This window comes from Thioclava sp. DLFJ4-1 (genome assembly GCF_002020145.1).
In the GTDB taxonomy this organism is placed as follows: Bacteria; Pseudomonadota; Alphaproteobacteria; order Rhodobacterales; family Rhodobacteraceae; genus Thioclava; species Thioclava sediminum.
This window is the reverse complement of sequence record NZ_MPZT01000001.1, coordinates 588,870-605,972: the sequence shown is the minus strand read 5'-3', so window position 1 is coordinate 605,972 and position 17,103 is coordinate 588,870. Positions and strand designations below refer to the sequence as shown.

General features: G+C 64.6%; 14 protein-coding genes. 9 read left to right on the top strand and 5 right to left on the bottom strand.

The window, feature by feature from the left end; genetic code table 11:
• Window positions 1–155 precede the first annotated feature (155 nt).
• The 4 genes from BMI85_RS02670 to BMI85_RS02655 all read right to left on the bottom strand — a co-directional run bounded on the left by BMI85_RS02670 (window position 156) and on the right by BMI85_RS02655 (window position 4,883).
• Window positions 156–917 (bottom strand): ABC transporter permease, encoded by a 762-nt coding sequence (locus BMI85_RS02670; RefSeq protein WP_078519584.1) that lies wholly within the window; start codon window positions 915–917, stop codon window positions 156–158.
• Entirely contained in the window at window positions 917–1,705 is a 789-nt protein-coding gene (locus tag BMI85_RS02665; RefSeq protein ID WP_078546376.1) for an ABC transporter ATP-binding protein, read from the bottom strand. The genes BMI85_RS02670 and BMI85_RS02665 overlap by 1 nt, the downstream gene beginning before the upstream one ends.
• Before the next feature lie 73 nt (window positions 1,706–1,778).
• Window positions 1,779–2,792 carry an ABC transporter substrate-binding protein gene (locus tag BMI85_RS02660; protein ID WP_078599412.1) on the bottom strand — a complete coding sequence of 338 codons (1,014 nt, stop codon included), beginning with the start codon at window positions 2,790–2,792 and terminating at the stop codon, window positions 1,779–1,781.
• Between the two features lie 174 nt (window positions 2,793–2,966).
• The gene (locus BMI85_RS02655; RefSeq protein ID WP_078599411.1) at window positions 2,967–4,883 is read right to left on the bottom strand and encodes a 5'-nucleotidase C-terminal domain-containing protein; all 1,917 of its coding nucleotides are present in this window, start codon (window positions 4,881–4,883) and stop codon (window positions 2,967–2,969) included.
• Window positions 4,884–5,186: 303 nt separating this feature from the next.
• Between BMI85_RS02655 and nudC the strand changes: the two genes are divergently transcribed.
• The gene (gene nudC / locus BMI85_RS02650; RefSeq protein ID WP_078599880.1) at window positions 5,187–6,149 is read left to right on the top strand and encodes an NAD(+) diphosphatase; all 963 of its coding nucleotides are present in this window, start codon (window positions 5,187–5,189) and stop codon (window positions 6,147–6,149) included.
• Between the two features lie 67 nt (window positions 6,150–6,216).
• On the top strand, window positions 6,217–6,684 hold the full coding sequence (locus tag BMI85_RS02645) for an SRPBCC family protein (protein ID WP_078599410.1): 468 nt from the start codon (window positions 6,217–6,219) through the stop codon (window positions 6,682–6,684).
• Window positions 6,685–6,695: 11 nt separating this feature from the next.
• Here BMI85_RS02645 and BMI85_RS02640 read toward each other — a convergent pair whose 3' ends face one another.
• Window positions 6,696–7,553: a prephenate dehydratase gene (locus BMI85_RS02640; protein ID WP_078599409.1), complete on the bottom strand. Its 858-nt coding sequence runs from the start codon at window positions 7,551–7,553 to the stop codon at window positions 6,696–6,698.
• A gap of 204 nt (window positions 7,554–7,757) precedes the next feature.
• Between BMI85_RS02640 and BMI85_RS02635 the strand changes: the two genes are divergently transcribed.
• The 7 genes from BMI85_RS02635 (at window position 7,758) to BMI85_RS02605 (ending at window position 17,079) form a co-directional block, all read left to right on the top strand.
• Window positions 7,758–8,306 carry a cytochrome c family protein gene (locus BMI85_RS02635; RefSeq protein WP_078519577.1) on the top strand — a complete coding sequence of 183 codons (549 nt, stop codon included), beginning with the start codon at window positions 7,758–7,760 and terminating at the stop codon, window positions 8,304–8,306.
• 152 nt (window positions 8,307–8,458) lie between these two features.
• The gene (locus BMI85_RS02630) at window positions 8,459–10,375 is read left to right on the top strand and encodes an extracellular solute-binding protein (RefSeq protein ID WP_078599408.1); all 1,917 of its coding nucleotides are present in this window, start codon (window positions 8,459–8,461) and stop codon (window positions 10,373–10,375) included.
• A gap of 32 nt (window positions 10,376–10,407) precedes the next feature.
• Window positions 10,408–11,565 carry an ABC transporter permease subunit gene (locus tag BMI85_RS02625; RefSeq protein ID WP_078539650.1) on the top strand — a complete coding sequence of 386 codons (1,158 nt, stop codon included), beginning with the start codon at window positions 10,408–10,410 and terminating at the stop codon, window positions 11,563–11,565.
• Window positions 11,565–12,677 carry an ABC transporter permease gene (locus BMI85_RS02620; RefSeq protein WP_078519574.1) on the top strand — a complete coding sequence of 371 codons (1,113 nt, stop codon included), beginning with the start codon at window positions 11,565–11,567 and terminating at the stop codon, window positions 12,675–12,677. The genes BMI85_RS02625 and BMI85_RS02620 overlap by 1 nt, the downstream gene beginning before the upstream one ends.
• Window positions 12,674–14,284 carry an ABC transporter ATP-binding protein gene (locus tag BMI85_RS02615; protein WP_078599407.1) on the top strand — a complete coding sequence of 537 codons (1,611 nt, stop codon included), beginning with the start codon at window positions 12,674–12,676 and terminating at the stop codon, window positions 14,282–14,284. Before BMI85_RS02620 ends, BMI85_RS02615 begins: the two co-directional genes overlap by 4 nt.
• Window positions 14,281–15,507, top strand: a complete 1,227-nt coding sequence (locus BMI85_RS02610) for a glycosyltransferase (protein ID WP_078599406.1) — start codon at window positions 14,281–14,283, stop codon at window positions 15,505–15,507. The genes BMI85_RS02615 and BMI85_RS02610 overlap by 4 nt, the downstream gene beginning before the upstream one ends.
• Window positions 15,508–15,603: 96 nt before the next feature.
• Entirely contained in the window at window positions 15,604–17,079 is a 1,476-nt protein-coding gene (locus BMI85_RS02605; protein WP_078599405.1) for a DNA polymerase Y family protein, read from the top strand.
• Window positions 17,080–17,103 lie beyond the last annotated feature (24 nt).

Here is a 17,103-nt window from a genome sequence, read left to right as displayed (position 1 = left end):
GTCTCTCTCGTGCGGGCGGTTTTTCTTTATCGGATCGCGGAGCGGCCCCCCCTTCGCCTTGGCGAAAATATCCCGGGGGTGAGGGCGCAGCCCGAGGGGGCAGAGCCCCCTCCCTGTTAAGTTTTGTCGCCCTCCGGCGACGGGGGCAGAGCCCCTTAACCCGGTTGCCGCTCAGCCCAGCCTGCGAAGATCTTCTCCAGCGCGACGACGGCGTAATAGAGCAGGATGCCCAGGAAGGCCAAGGCGATCAGCACCGCGAACATCAGCGGGTAATCCCCGTTGGTCTGACCCGACAGGAACAGCGCGCCGAGGCCTTTGCCATGGGGCGAGATGATCTCGACGAGGTTGGTGCCGATGAAGGCCAGCGTCACCGAGACCTTCAGCGCGCCGAAGAATTCGGGCAGGGTTTTCGGCAGGGCGATCTTGCGGAAGATGGTGAATTTCGAGGCCCCCAGCGCGCCCAGAATATCGCGATATTCCGGCTCCAGCGTCGACAGGCCGATCCCCACCGAGACCGCGATCGGGAAGAAGGAGATCATGAAGGCCATCAGCACGGTGTTGAAGTCATGCGCGCCGATGAAGAGAAGCGCGAGCACCGGCACCACGGTCGCTTTCGGCACCGCGTTGAAGCCCACCAGAAGCGGATAGAGCGCATCGCGCGCGGTGCGCGAAAAGCCCATCACCATCCCGAGGAACGTCCCGAAGACGATCGAGATCGCAAGACCTGCTACCGTCCGCCACAGCGTCTGCCAGCTATCGATCAGGAACAGGTTCCAGTAGCGCATATAGGCGGCGGGCAGGTCCGAGGGCGAGGCCATGACGTAATTCGGCCAGCCATTCGCCCAGACGATGAATTCCCAGATCGCGAGGAAGGCGATGATCGACAGGATCGGGGTGAGGATTTTCTTGAAGTCCATCAGTGCATCTCCTCGTCGCGGCCCTGAGCGATCCGGATCTGGTCGCGCAGCAAATGCAGCATGTCGACGGCTTTCGGCTCGTAGAGAATGTCGATCGTGCGATCCTTCGGCAGGTCCACATCCAGCACATATTGCGTATGTGCCGGGCGGCCCGAGAGCACGATGACCTGATCGCCGAGGAAAACGCTCTCGCGCAGGTCATGGGTGATCAGAACGGCGGTGAAGGGCTCGGCGGCGCGCAGGTCGCGCATCGTCTGCCACAGATCTTCGCGGGTGAAATTGTCGAGCGCACCGAAGGGTTCGTCCATGATCAGGACATCCGGCTTATGCACGATGGCACGGCAGAGCGAGGCGCGCTGGCGCATCCCGCCGGACAGCTCGGAGGGGCGCTTGGTCTCGAACCCCTTCAGGCCCACCATCTCCAGCAGATGCTCGGCGCGCGCGACCTTCTCGGATTTCGCCATGCCCGGAGCCACGATCTCCAAGGGCAGCATGACGTTCTCGATGATCGAGCGCCATTCCAGCATCACCGGGTTCTGGAACGCCATGCCGACGGTCTTGCGCGGGCTGGTGACCTTCTCGCCATGCAGCCAGACCTCGCCCTGATCGGGCTTCATCAGCCCCGCCACCAGACGGGTGAGAGTGGATTTCCCGCAGCCCGACGGGCCGACCACGGCGCAGAACTCGCCCTGCGGCACGCGGATGTCGAGATGGTCGAGCACGGGCAGGGGGCCATGCTTGGTTTGATAGGCGTGGGTCACGCCGCGAATGTCGATGAGGTTTTCCATGAGGGTCCGGCGCGAGAAGGCAGAGAAAAGGAGCGGGCGCGTCTGCGGCGCCCGCCCCCGAGACGGTGACGGATCAGTCGATCTTCAGCTCTGCCGCGTCGGGCAGGTATTCGCGGTCGAAATAGAGCGCCGCGTCAGGCGTGTTCTGGAACTCGTAGACGGTTTTCGTCTGCTCGATCGCGGTGGCCATACGGTCCGCGTCGATGCCGCCCATGCCGTTTTCCTTGACGTAATCGGTCAGGACGTTGGCATCGATCGCCATCTGCAGGCGCTCGGTCTCCAGATCCTTGTCGGCGGCGGGGTTGCGCTTGAGAAGCGCGTCCACGGCCTTGCCCGGATCGGCCACGGCGGCTTTCCAGCCCTCGGCGGTCGCTTTGATGAAGCCGGTGATCTCTTCGGGATGCGCCTTCGCGTAATCGGTGTTCACGATGATCGCGTTGCCGTACAGCGCCACGCCGTAATCGGCCATCAGCAGGATCGACTGGTCATCCATGCCGACGCCGAGGCGCTTGAGGTTGAGCGTCGAGGAGAAGGAGAAGCCGGTGACCGCATCGACCTTGCCCTCGGCCAGCATCGGCTCGCGCGTGGGGAAGCCGACGGGTTCGACCTTGATCTTGTCCATGTCGAGGCCGGTCTCCTTGGCGAAGATCGGGAATTGCGCCCAGGCACCATCCGGCGGCGGCGCGCCCAGCACCTTGCCTTCGAGGTCTTTGGGCTCGTTCACGCCCTGCGACTTGCGGCCGACCACGGCAAAGGGCGGCTTGTCATAGACCATCATCACGGCGGTGACGGGTGCGCCGGGGTTCTGGTCGAGGAATTTCATCAGCGAGTTGATATCGGCGAAGCCCACCGGATAGGCACCGGTCGCCACTTTCGGAATCGCGTCGAGCGAGCCCTTGCCCTCTGCGATCTCGACGTCGAGCCCGGCATTGCCGTAATAGCCCTCGTCCACTGCAAGGAAATAGGGCGCCGAGGGGCCTTCGAATTTCCAGTCCAGTGCGAAAGGCATCTTGGTTTCGGCCTGTGCCAGCGTGGCCGAGAGGCCGAGCGCGAGCGCCGCGAAAAGCCCCGGTTTGATGTGCAGCATGATATCCCTCACTTCGTTAATCCGTTTTCGCCCCGATCCTGACCGGCGGCGCGCGGGGGTAAACTCAAACCGCGCGCGCCATGCGAACAGGCGGGGCGCTCACGGTTCCGTGATTAAGTTTTGGGCGGGGTGCTGTAAGAATGCAAGAAAATTAGGCGCGGCATCGGCGGGCGCTCAGAGCGAAATCTCCAGGGGCAGAAACCCATTCGCGTCGACCGGCCCGGAAGACGCGCGCAGCCCCGCCTGTTCCAGTTCGCAGAGATAGGCCGCGGCACCGGGACCCGTATGGTAGAGCGCGCGCGCACCGGGCAGGGGAGAGAACCGCCAAATCGGGGGCGCGTCGAGATGCAGCGGTCCCTCCTGCGCATCGATCTCTTCGAGCAACAGGTCGCGCACCAGCACCGGCTCCGGATCGATTGGAACGGGACGGCCTCGCCGCTTGAAACCGCCGCCGCCCGACAGGCGGAAATCATTGCTGACGACGATGAAGCGGTCGGTGTTGCTGATCCGAGCGCCCTCATGGCGCAGGTCGCGGATGCGCCCGGGCGCGGCGGGGCGCAGGCTGCCATCGGGGCGGAAACGCGGGGGTTGAGAGAGGTCGATCTCGTAGGTGATCCCCGAGATCACGTCGAAATGGTAGCTCGCGAAGGTGAGGTCGCAGAGCATCCGCAACTGCCCGTCGGGATGCTGCTGGTTGTAGATCGAGGCCGCCTGTTCGAGCCAGTCGCGCAGCTCCGCGCCGTTCAGCTCCACCGCGCCGACCGTATTATTGAACAGGTAGATGTCGTCGACATGGCTCATCCGAAGCGGGCCGGGGGGGATGTCGATGAAATGGGCCGAGCCCGCCGCGCCGCCCGATTTGAAGCTCGACGCGGCGCCGAGCAGGGGCAAATCCGCCTCGGGGCGACCGGCGAGCCGTTCGCGGGCGAAGCGCCGCTTCGCCGCGCTGATCAGCGCGAGCGTCCGGTCCGGTGCGATCTGTGTGAAATAGCTGTGCAGCGGGTCCGCAGTGGTGCCGATGGGACGGCGGATATGATCGAGCGTGCGGCGATGCGCGCGATCGGAGGCGGCGAGCACCGCCGCGCTGTCTGGCCCGGTCTCCTGCTGCGCCGGGCGCAGTTCCGCCCGATGTGCCGCGAGTCTCCAGCCGTCTTGCGTCTGTTCCAGCACGAGGTCGAGCACCCCCAAATGCGTGCCGCGCGCGCCCGCATTGAGCGCGGGCTTGCCGTGAAGCGTGCCGAGAACGGGGTCGATCCCCGCGAAGGCCGGCCGTGTGGCATCGGGAAAGCCATGATGGTCATGCCCGGCCAGCACGACGTCGATCCCGTCGAGCCGCGCGACCGCGAGCGCCGCCCGTTCGGCAGAGTGTTCGGGGTCTTGCGATTCCTCGTCCAGCGGCGGCAGGGGCGAAATCCCGGTATGGGCGAGGGCGATCACAAGATCGGCGCCCGAGGCGCGGACCAGTTGCAGCTGAGCCTCCGTCGCCTCCAGGAGCGAAGAGGTCGAAAGCTCGGCCCCGGGCCGGGCCTCGAGCCAGGCGAGGCTGGGGGGCGGCAGCACGCCGATCACCGCGATGCGCAGGGTCTGCTCGGTGCCGTGACTGTCGAGCAGGCGGCGTTCGAGCATCGCCCAAGGGCGGATCGGCGTGCCGATGGAGGCGCTCAAATTGGCGCAGAGCATCGGAAACTTCGCCGCTTCCAGCGCTTGAGCGAGCGGCCCGATCCCGAAATCGAACTCATGATTGCCAAGCGCCGCCGCGTCGTAGCCCAGAGCGTTCATCGCCGCGATCATCGGGTTCTCGCCGTCGTGGCTGCCTGCGATCTCGCATGGCTCGCTCCAGAGCTGCGTCAACGGCGTGCCCTGAAGGAAATCGCCGCAATCGAACAGAAGGCAGTTCGGGGCTTCGCTGCGCGCTTGCGCGATTTCCGCGGCCAGCGCTGCTAGGCCTCTGCGCGGGGCGGGGCGGTCATTGAAGTAATCGTATCCCCGAGCTTGACCATGCAAATCGGTCGTCTCGAGAAGCCTCAGCGCGAGTGTGACGCGCTGATCCGAAAACTGGCCGGGCCAATCCCGGTCAGACAGTTTTCCCATATGATCCCCTTGGCCCGAAATTGACCTTTTATCGTTGTAATGCCGCCTTTTGGCGGTCGCGTGTCCCCATACGCAACCTAGAGTAGAGGTCGGTCATTTGCCAAGTTTTAAATTGACGTAACGTACTTGCGAGGTAAGGCGGGTGGCGAATGTGGCCGATGCGCGTCACCTGATCGGCACTGGTCTCCGGTCGGCGGCTCGTGGCATGGGTAGGGCGTTCCGCAGGAGTTTTTCATGCCGCCCGATTCCCTCGCCGAGACCCAGCAACCGATTTCGCAGCCCGCCCGGCTGTCTCAAGGACGCATGCTCGATCCGCGGGGATTGGCCTTCGCCGAAGCGCCGGGCGCGTTGGAGCGGGCGGCCCATCTGCGGGGCGACGCAGAGCGGCTCGCGGAGTTGCGCGCAGGCGAGGCTGCGCGGGTGGTTGCACTTTGGCGCGGGCGTCCGCTGTTCGGGCCCGAAGGGCTGCACCTTCTGCGCGCGGGCGAAGTGGCGCTCGGGGCGATGCCGGGACCGGAGATATTCCTCGGGTGTCACGACGGGCTTGCGCTGTTTTCCCGCGATGTATCTGCGTTCGAGCCTGATGGCGAACGACCCGACGGGGCCGCCTTCTTCGACGCCTCCGAGCAGCGTCATCCAGATCTGCCCGACGATATCGTCTTCGCGGAGCTGCGCGGGCGGATGGGTTTCCTCAGCCCGGTCGAGGCGGAGATCGCAGCCACCGCGCGCGGGCTCGTGGAATGGCACCGGACCCATCGCTTCTGCTCCACCTGCGGCGCCGAGAGCGAAGCCGAACAGGCTGGCTGGCACCGGCGCTGCCCGGTCTGCGAGCGGCACCATTTTCCGCGCACCGATCCGGTGGTGATCATGTTGATCACCCATGGCAACCAGCTCTTACTGGGGCGCGGCCCGCATTGGCCCGAGACGATGTATTCCTGCCTCGCGGGGTTCATGGAGCCGGGCGAGACGGTCGAGGCCGCCGTGCGCCGCGAGGTCTTCGAGGAGAGCGGCGTCGAAGTGGGCGAGGTCTCTCTCGTGGCCTCGCAGCCCTGGCCGTTTCCGGCTTCTCTGATGCTGGGCTGTCGCGGGGTGGCGACCACCACCGAGATCACCATCGACCCGGTCGAGATCGCCGATGCGCGCTGGATCAGCCGCGAGCGGCTGCTGCAGGTGGTGGCGGGGCGCGATCCTGAGATATCTGCGCCACGCCAAGGCGCGATTGCCGGTTGGCTGATGCGCGAGTGGCTTGCAGATCGGTTGGAATGAGGCCAGTTTGCCCCGCACGGTGTGCCACTCCCCGGTCTCCGATCTGCTGCCCTGAGGAACTCGCCTGATGAAATTGTCGACCCGCACCGATATTTCCGCGCCCGCCGGTTTCGTCTTCGAGCGGCTCGCGGATTTCGGCAGCTTCGAGCGGGTGGCGATGCGGCGCGGGATCACGCTGAAACGGCTCGACACGCTGAGCGAACCCGGCGCGGGCATGTCTTGGGATATCGGCTTTCGCTTTCGCGGCAAGCAGCGCCAGATGATCACCGATGTGAAGCAATTCGAAGTGCCGGAGCTGATCGTCTATGAGGGCATGTCGAACAGTTTCGAGGCGGTGATGGATTTCGATCTGACCGATCTGTCGAAGACCCGCACGCGTCTGCAGGTCGGGCTGGATCTGAGGCCGCGCAGCCTCGGCGCGCGGCTGATGATCCAGTCGGCCAAGCTCGGTAAGGGCAATCTGGAACGTCGCTTCAAGGAGCGGATCGAGCAATTCGCGCAGGATATCGAGCGTCAGCACGAGAAAACCGCCTGACGCCCTGATCCTTAGCCGTCGCGTTCGGGGGCGGAGGGATAGACGCCCAGAATTTCCAGATAGCTGGTGAAGTAGTCGAGTTCTTCGAGCGCACGCGCCAGCGCCGGATCGTCCGGGTGGCCTTCGACATCGGCGTAGAACTGGGTCGCGGTGAAATGCCCGCCGACCATGTAGCTTTCCAGCTTGGTCATGTTCACGCCATTGGTCGCGAAGCCGCCCATCGCCTTGTAGAGCGCGGCCGGGATGTTGCGCACCCGGAAGACGAAGGTGGTCATCATCTTCTCGCCGCGCGGGCGGGTGTCGGGCTCGGTGCCCATGATCAGGAAGCGCGTGGTGTTATGCGCGTGATCCTCGATATGGCGGGCGAGGATGTTGAGGCCATAGGTCTCGGCGGCCATGTCCGAGGCCAGCACGCCGACGCTGCGGGTCTGCGCCTGCACGAGTTCGGCCGCTGCGCCCGCGCTGTCGGCGGCGGCTTCGCCACGGATGCCGTAGCGCGCGAGGAAGCTCGCCGCCTGCGGCAGAAGCACCAGATGCGCGCGAACCTTTTCCAGCTCCTCGATCTCGACGCCGGGCAGGGCCATCAGGCTGATATGCACACGCACGAAGGCCTCATCGAGAATATGCAGCCCCGATTCCGGCAACAGGCGGTGAATGTCGGCCACCCGCCCGTAGGTGGAGTTCTCCACCGGCAGCATCGCGAGATCGGCATCGCCTTTCTTCACGGCGGCGATCACGTCCTCGAAGGTGCGGCAGGGGACCGGCTCGAGGTCCGGGCGTGCATCGCGGCAGGCCTGATGCGAATAGGCGCCCAGCTCGCCCTGAAAGGCGATCCGACCGGTTTTCGGCGATTGTCCTTGGCGGCTCATGTGCAATCCCCCGCACTGATCTTGTCTTGCGCCCTGCCTAGCCCGTGCCCGCGCGGAAGGGAAGGGCCGGGACGTGGGAGGCTCACGCCGCGTCATTCATTATCCACCCTCTGAAAATCCGATCACATCTGGTAAAGTTCCCTTGATCTGAAAGGCCCTGTGCGGATAGATGCGCGGGACGACGACGCATATCAGGGACGAGACATGTTCAATACCATGACCTTTACCAAGGCGGCGGGCGCGTTTCTGGGCGCGTTGCTGTTCTTCCTGCTCACGGCCTGGGCCTCGAGCGCGCTCTATACCGTTGGCGAGAGCCACGACGCTTCGGGCGGCAGCGAGCACGAAATGAAGGACATGATGTCCGCAGCCCCCGGCGACCTACTGGCGACTGAGGACGCAGGCGATGGCGCGGCTCAGGAAGAGGAAGTCGCACAGATCGAGCTTGGCACCGGCGACGCGGCCAAGGGCGAGAAGATCTTCGGCAAGTGCAAGGCCTGCCACTCGATGGAAGGCAAGAACGGCGTTGGCCCGCATCTCGATGGTGTGGTCGGTCGCGCGGTCGCCTCGGTCGGGGACTTCTCCTATTCGGACGCCCTCAAGAGCCACGGTGGCGAATGGACGCTCGAAGCGCTCAACTCGTGGCTGGAGAACCCGAAAGACTACATCCCGGGCAACAAGATGTCCTTTGCCGGTCTGAAGAAGCCCGAAGACCGCAACGACGTGATTGCCTATCTGCAAGAGAATTCGAACTGAGGCAAATCCCTCTCGAATCTTCTCAAGGCCGCCTCTTTGGGCGGCCTTTTGCATTTCCCGTCCTGCTTTACAGATTCGTAACTTGCTCCCTGCGCACTTAGGCTTTTAGCTAGGCGGACGCGAAAACGCTTTGGAGCAGGGAGCAGGTGTGCATGGCAAAAGCGCGAGTGGCGAGTAAAGCGATCGATACGGATTGGACGCAGGTGGCGCCGCGCGCGCTGAGCGGGCTGGTTGCAGCGGGTCTGATCTGGGCGGGACTGGCCTTTGGCGCACATGCACAAGACAGCACGCAAAGCGGCGATACGATCACCTCCTACGGGATCGCGACGCTCGGACATCTGAAATATCCCGCCGATTACACCCATCTCGATTACGTCAATCCGGACGCGCCGAAGGGCGGAGAAATCTCGGAATGGGCGCCGGGCGGGTTCGACAATTACAATCCCTATTCGATTCAGGGTCGGGCCGCCGCGCTGTCCTCGGTTCCGCTGGAATCGCTGATGGAGGGCACCGCCGATACGGTGGGGGAACTGTATTGCCTGCTCTGCAAGAGCCTCGAATATCCGCCGAGCAAGGACTGGGTCGTTTTCACGCTGCGCGACGGGATCAAATTCTCCGACGGCACGCCGCTGACCGCGCAGGATGTGGTCTTCTCCTATGAACAGTTGCGCGACAAAGGGCTGAGCTCCTTCCGCGCGGTGATCGCCCAGCAGGTCAAATCGGCCGAGGCGATCGACGACACGCACATCCGTTTCGAGTTCCAGCCCGATTACCCGCGCCGCGATATCATCCAGTCGGTGGCGTCGCTGCCGATCTTCTCCAAGGCGCAGTTCGAGAAGGAGAACATCGACCTGTCGCAGACCTCGCCGGTGCCCTTCATCGGCTCGGGGCCGTACGTGTTCGACAGCGTCAAAAGCAATCGCGCGATCACGTGGAAGCGTAACCCCGACTATTGGGGCAAGGATCTTCCGATCAACAAGGGGCGCTCGAATTTCGACAAGATCCGCGTCGAGTATTTCGGCGATTACCAGTCGGCTTTCGAGGGCTTCAAATCCGGCACCTACACCTTCCGCAACGAGGCCAGTTCGATCATCTGGGCCACCGCTTACGACTTCCCGGCGATGCAGTCGGGCGAGGTCGTGAAGGCGGAACTGCCCAACGGCAATATCGCCTCGGGGCAGGGCTTCGCGATCAATCTGCGCGAGCCGAAATTCGACGACGTCCGCGTGCGCGAGGCGCTGGGGCTCGTCTTCAATTTCGAATGGTCGAACGAAACGCTGTTCTACGGCCTCTATGATCGGGTCGAGAGTTTCTGGGAAAACTCCAAGCTGCAGGCGCAGGGCAAGCCCTCGGCGGAAGAGAAGAAAATCCTCGAACCGCTCGCCAAGGACCTTCCCGAGGGTGTGCTGAGCGACGATGCGGTGATCCAGCCGGTCTCGGGCAAGCGCCAGCTGGACCGCAAGAACATGCGCAAGGCGGCGAAGCTGCTTGAAGAAGCGGGCTGGGTCGTCGGCGATGACGGCATGCGTCGCAACGCCGAGGGCGAGAAGCTGACCGTCGCGATCCTCAACGACAGCCAGACCTTCGACCGTGTCATCAACCCCTATGTGCAGAACCTGCGCGCGCTCGGCATCGACGCCCGAATGGATCGCGTCGATGACAGCGAATATGAGAACCGCCGTCGCAGCCACGACTTCGACATGATCACCACCCATCTGGGTCAGGACGAAATCCCCGGCTCGAACCTGCAGCAGTATTTCGGCTCGGGCTCGACCGATGACGTCTTCAACGCGATGGGGCTGAAGAATCCGGCGATCGACAAGATGATCCGCATGGTCGAAGAGGCGAATACCGAAGAAGAGCTGCTGCCGCGCGTCCATGCGCTGGACCGCAGCCTGCGCGCCCTGCGTTTCTGGGTGCCGCAATGGTTCAAGCCCACCTATACGGTCGCCTATTACGATATGTACGATCACCCGAAAAACTTGCCCCCCTACGCTCTGGGAGAACTGGATTTCTGGTGGTATGACGCCGACAAGGCCAAGAAACTGAAAGCGAGCGGCGCACTCTGAGCGACCGCCGATAAACGAGCAGAGGGCCGGACATGGGTGCCTATATCCTGCGGCGATTGCTGATGGTGATCCCCACTTTGTTGGGAATCATGATCATCAACTTTACGCTGACGCAATTCGTCCCCGGCGGGCCGATCGAACAGGTCATCGCCCGCGTGCAGGGCGAGGCGGATTCGATGCGCAATATCTCGGGCGGCGGGGATGCGGGTACGCAGAACCAGGGCGGCGTCGAGGATAGCGGCTATCAGGGCGCGCGCGGCATCTCTCCGGAGCTGCTCAATCAGCTCGAAGTGCAGATGGGCTTCGCGCGGATCGTCTGCGACGACGGTTTCACCGGCACGCCCGATCTGGCGGACCCGGCCTGCCACAAGGAGAAAATCCCCGCCTGGCAGCGTTTCGCGATCATGATGAAGGGTTATCTGACCTTCGATTTCGGCAACAGCTTCTTCCGCAACGAGAGCGTCGTGAACCTTGTGATCGACAAGATGCCGGTTTCGATCACGCTGGGCCTGTGGTCGACGATCCTCGCCTATATCATCTCGATCCCGCTCGGCATCCGCAAAGCGGTGCGCGACGGCACGCCCTTCGATACCTGGACCTCCGGCGCGATCATCGTGGGCTACGCGATCCCGGGCTTCCTGTTCGCGGTTATGCTGATGGTGCTGTTCGCCGGCGGCAGCTATTTCAAGATATTCCCATTACGCGGCCTGACGTCGGATAATTTTGACCAGCTGACGATGATCGGCAAGGCGCTCGATTACCTGTGGCACATCGCGCTGCCGGTGACGGCGACGACGATCGCGAGCTTCGCCACGATGACGCTGCTGACGAAGAACTCCTTCCTCGACGAGATCAACAAGCAATACGTGATGACCGCCCGCGCCAAGGGCCTGTCCGAGAAGAAGGTCCTCTACGGTCACGTCTTCCGCAACGCGATGCTGATCGTGATCGCGGGCTTCCCGGCGCAGTTCCTCGGCATCTTCTTCGGCGCGTCGATCATCGTGGAGACGATCTTCTCGCTCGACGGTCTGGGCCTGCTGGGCTTCCAGGCGGCGGTGGAGCGCGACTACCCGGTGATCTTCGGCACGCTTTATATGTTCGGGCTGATCTCGCTCGTCGTGAATATCATCTCCGACATGATGTATGTCTTCGTTGACCCGCGGATCGATTTCGAGAAGAGGTCCGGCTGATGGCATTGTCTCCTCTCAACCAACGTCGCTGGCGCAACTTCAAGGCCAATCGCCGTGCCTTCTGGTCCGCGATCATCTTCGCCGTGCTCTTCGTCCTCGCGATGTTCGCGGAGTTCATCGCGAACGACAAACCCATCGTCGTGAGCTATCGCGGCGAGCTGTATTTCCCGATCTACAACTTCTACCCCGAGACCGCCTTCGGCGGCGATTTCCGCACCGAGGCGATCTATCGCGACCCGACCGTGCAATGCCTGATCGAGACCGGCGGCACCGAGGGCTGCTTCGACGCGGACGACCCGAAGGCCTTCGCGAACGAGGCGCTGCAGGCGGGCGAGGTCGATGGCGAAAAGATCGAGAAGGGCTGGCTCCTCTGGCCGCCGATCCCTTACAGCTACAACACGATCAACGATGTGGGCACCGCGCCCTCGGCCCCCGATGCCGATCACTGGCTGGGCACGGATGATACCGCGCGCGACGTGCTGGCGCGGGTGATCTACGGCTTCCGCACCTCGGTTCTGTTCGCGCTGATCGTGACCGGGATCGGCTCGATCATCGGGATCGCGGCGGGCGCCGTGCAGGGCTATTTCGGCGGCAAGGTGGACCTGTTCTTCCAGCGCATTCTGGAGATCTGGTCCTCCACACCCGCGCTCTACGTCATCATCATCCTCTTCGCGATCCTGGGCCGAAGTTTCTGGCTGCTTGTCATGGTCTCGATCCTCTTCGGCTGGCCCGCGCTGGTGGGCGTCGTGAGGGCTGAGTTCCTGCGCGCGCGCAACTTCGAATATGTCCGCGCTGCCCGTGCGCTTGGCGTATCGGACCGGGTGATCATGTTCCGCCACATCCTGCCCAATGCGATGGTCGCCACGCTGACCATGCTGCCCTTCGTGATCACCGGCGCGATCGGCGCGCTCGCCTCGCTCGATTATCTGGGCTACGGGCTGCCGTCCTCCGCGCCGTCGCTCGGGGAGCTTGCGCTACAGGGCAAGCAGCACCTGCAGGCACCGTGGCTGGCCTTCTCGGCCTTCTTCACCTTCGCCATCATGCTCTCGCTTCTGGTCTTCGTCTTCGAGGGCATCCGTGACGCGTTCGATCCCAGAAAGGTGTTCCGATGAAACCGGTTCTCGAGGTCGAAAACCTGAAGGTCGCCTTCAGCTCCGAGGGCAAATTTACCCCGGCCGTGAAAGGCGTGAGCTTCACCGTGAACGCCGGCGAGACCGTCGCGTTGGTGGGCGAGTCCGGCTCGGGCAAATCGGTGACCGCGCTGTCGACCGTGGCGCTGGTCGGGGGCAATTCAAAGGTCGAAGGCTCGATCCGCTACGAGGGCCGCGAGATGGTCGGCGCGACCGAGCGCGAGCTGATGCAGGTGCGCGGCAACGATATCAGCTTCATCTTTCAGGAGCCGATGACCTCGCTCAATCCGCTGCACACGTTGGAAAAGCAGATTGGCGAAAGCCTCGCGCTGCACCAGGGCGTGACGGGCGAGCAGGCGAAGAAACGCATCATCGACCTGCTCGACAAGGTCGGCATCCAGAACCCGGCGGACCGGCTGCAGGACTATCCGCACCAGCTCTCGGGCGGGCAACGCCAGCGCGTGATGATTGCGATGGCGCTCGCGAACGGGCCGGACCTGCTGATCGCGGACGAACCGACGACCGCGCTCGACGTGACGATTCAGGCGCAGATCCTCGAACTGCTGGCCGATCTGAAGCGCGACTTGGGGATGAGCCTTCTGTTCATCAGCCACGACCTCGGCGTGGTGCGGCGCATCGCGGACCGGGTCTGCGTCATGCAGCATGGCGAGATCGTTGAGCAGGGGAAGACCGAAGACATCTTCGCCAACCCCAAGCACCCCTATACGAAGAAACTGCTCGAGGCCGAACCCACCGGCCGCGCCGAGCCGGTGCCCGAGAATGCGCCCGAACTGGTGCGGACCGAGCATCTGAAAATCTGGTTCCCGATCCAGCGCGGTCTGCTGCGCAAGACCATCGGCCATGTGAAGGCGGTCAACGACGCCTCGCTGTCGGTGAGGGCAGGGGAGACGCTGGGCATCGTCGGCGAATCCGGCTCGGGCAAGACCACGCTCGCGCTCGCGATCATGCGGCTCATCGCCTCCGAAGGGCCGATCATCTACGAGAACCAGGACATCTCCAACTGGCAGGCGAACAAACTGCGCGCGCTGCGTCGCGACATGCAGATCGTGTTCCAGGACCCGTTCGGCTCGCTCTCCCCGCGCATGACGGTCGAACAGATCATCGGTGAGGGGCTGACCGTCCACGGCGTCGATCCGGGCCGCAACCGTCGCGAGATGGTGGCCGAGATCATGGAGGAGACCGGGCTCGATCCCGCGATGATGGAGCGCTACCCGCATGAATTCTCGGGTGGCCAGCGCCAGCGGATCGCCATCGCCCGCGCGATGATCCTGCGTCCCAAGGTCGTGGTGCTGGACGAGCCGACCTCCGCGCTCGACATGACAGTGCAGGTGCAGATCGTGGACCTGCTGCGCGACCTGCAGAAGCGCCACGGGCTCGCGTATCTGTTCATCAGCCATGACCTGCGGGTGGTGCGCGCGCTCAGCCACAAGATCATGGTGATGAAGCGCGGCGACGTGGTCGAGGCGGGCAACGCGGTGGAGGTCTTCGCCAATCCGCAGACCGCCTATACCCGCCAACTGATGGTGGCCGCCTTGGGGGAGAGTTCGCTGACCCCCGAGATTGCATGAAGATCCTCTTCGTTCACCAGAACTTCCCGGGCCAGTTCGTGCATCTGGCACCGGCTCTGGCCGCGCGCGGGCATGACATTCTGGCTCTGACGGTCGAGACGAACCAACGCCCCTCGCCGGTGAAGGTGGTGAAATACCGCAAGCCCGATCCGGTCGAGATGTCCTCGCGGCTCACGCGCCTTTATGCCGAAAGCGCGGCGCGCGGGGCAAAGGTCGCACTCGCCGCCCGGCAGCTGCGCGACAAGCACGGCTATGTGCCGGATGTGATCTTCGGCCATTCCGGCTGGGGCGAGACGCTGTTTCTGCGCGAGGTCTGGCCCGAGGCGAAGCTTCTGGTCTATGCCGAGCTGATGTATCGCACGACCGGGATGGACACGGATTTCGACGCGGAGTTCCAGCGCCCCGGCCTCGAGACCCGGATCTCCACCACCGCACGTTCGGCCCATCTGATCCAGTCCATGGTTCAGGCCGATGCGGGGCTTGCCCCGACCGAGTTTCAGGCCGAGACCTTCCCGCCGGAGCTGCGTGCCAAGCTCACCATCTGCCATGACGGGGTGGACTGCGCGCGGCTCGCACCGAACCCGCAGGCGCGTTTCACCGTGCCGGAGACGACGCTCACCTTCCGTCCCGGCGACGAGGTGCTGACCTTCGTGAACCGCTCGCTCGAACCCTATCGCGGCTACCACTCCTTCATGCGCGCGCTGCCCGATGTGCTGGCTGCGCGGCCCGAGGCGCATGTGCTGATCGTGGGCGAGGAGGGGCAAAGCTATGGCGCCCCGCCGAAGGACGCCAAAAGCTGGAAGCAGAAATTCTTGGGCGAGGTGCGCGACCGGCTGGATATGAGCCGCGTGCATTTTCTGGGCCGCATCCCTTACGGCGATTACGTCGACATGCTCCATGTCAGCCGCACCCATGCCTATCTGACCTATCCCTTCGTGCTCAGCTGGTCGCTGATGGAATCGATGGCTGCCGGCTGCGCCATCGTGGCCTCGGATACCGCGCCGGTGCGCGAGGTGATCACCGACGGGCAAACCGGGCGGCTGATCGATTTCTTCGACATCCCAGGCTGGTCGAAGGCACTGACCGAAGGGCTGGCGACCCCGCAAAAATTCGCCCCGATGCGCGAGGCGGCCCGCGCCCATATGTGCGAGCGTTACGATCTGCGCACCCATTGCCTGCCGCGCCTGATCGCCTTCGTCGAGGGCGCGATCGCCACGCCCTGATACGCGCCCGTCCGCGAGACGGACTCGACTCCGCAGCCCGCGAGATCTAAAAAGAACAAAGCACGAACAAATGACTCGAACCCTAGGCTCAGCGACATGCTCGACGGGCGCACACGGCGTATTCTCACCCTCTGGTTTCCCCGGCTGGCGAGCGACCGGGTTCTTCGCGCACGGCCCATCGAGGGGCCCTTCGCGCTGGTCCTGCGCGAGGGCAATACCGACCGGCTGCACTGCCTGAACGCGGCGGCCGAGGGGCAGGGGCTCGCGCGCGGCATGGCGCTATCTGAGGCCCGGGCCTTCTGCCCCGCGCTGCAGACCGCGCCCGCCGATCCTGCCCGCGAGGCGCAATTCCTCGAAACCCTGCGCCGCTGGGCCACGCGCTATTGCCCGTGGGTGGGGCTGGAGGACGAGGGTCTGGTGCTCGACATCACCGGCTCGGATCACCTCTGGGGCGGGGAGGAGCCGATGATGGCCGAGATGGCCGCCCGGCTGGAGCGCGCCCGGATCACCGCGCGGCTGGGCCTCGCCGATACGCGCGGCGCGGCTTGGGCACTGGCGCATTTCGCCTCCGGACGGGCCGCGCCGGGCGCGCGGCTCTCGGCACTGGGCAAGCTGCCCGTCGCCGCGCTGCGCCTGCCGCATGAGACGGTCACGGGGCTGCAGCGGCTGGGCCTGCGCGAGATCGGCGATCTGACCCGCACACCGCGCGCGCCGCTCGTGCGCCGCTTCGGCGCGGGGCTGATGGCGCGGCTCGATCAGGCCTTGGGCGATCTGCCCGAACAGGTCTCGCCCGTGGCCGATCCGCCCCATTACGGCACCCGACTGACCCTACCCGAACCTATCGGGCAGCAGACCGATGTGATGGCCGGGATCGAGCGGCTGCTGGACCGGCTCTGCGCCAAACTCAAGGAAAACGAGACCGGCGCGCGGGTGCTCTGCCTCACCCTGCGCCGCGTCGATCAGGCCAGTCAGGAGGTAGAGCTGCGCCTCGCCACCCCGCTCCGCGACCCCGCCCGGATCGCGGCCCTCTTCGCGCGCGGCATCGAGGATATCGATGCAGGCTTCGGGATCGACCAGATGCGCCTCGCCGCCACTCAGGTCGAACGACTGCCCGCCCGCCAGATCGGCGCCATCGCCACCGAGCGGCGCGACAAGCTGGGCGATTTGATCACCCGGATCGGGCTGCGCATCGGGCTGGAGAACGTCCAGCGCTACCTGCCCGCCGACAGCCATATCCCCGAGCGCAGCTTCCTGATCGCGCCCGCCGCCTTCACCGAACCCGAGGGCAACTGGCACCAGCCGCATCCCCGTCCGCTGCGGCTGTTCCCGCCCGAGCCGCTGATCGCGGATGCGCCCGATCCGCCCCGCCGCTTCCGCTGGCGCCGCCAGTCGCTCAGCGCGGAACGCATCGAGGGGCCGGAACGGCTGACCCCGGAATGGTGGTTCGACGATCCGAACTGGCGGCGCGGGATGCGCGACTATTGGCGCGTCGAGACCGGGCAGGGGCTGCGGCTCTGGATGTTCCACACTCCCCAAGACCCCGGCTGGTATGTCGAGGGGGTCTTCGCATGACCGCCCCCTTCGCCTTGGCCGAAA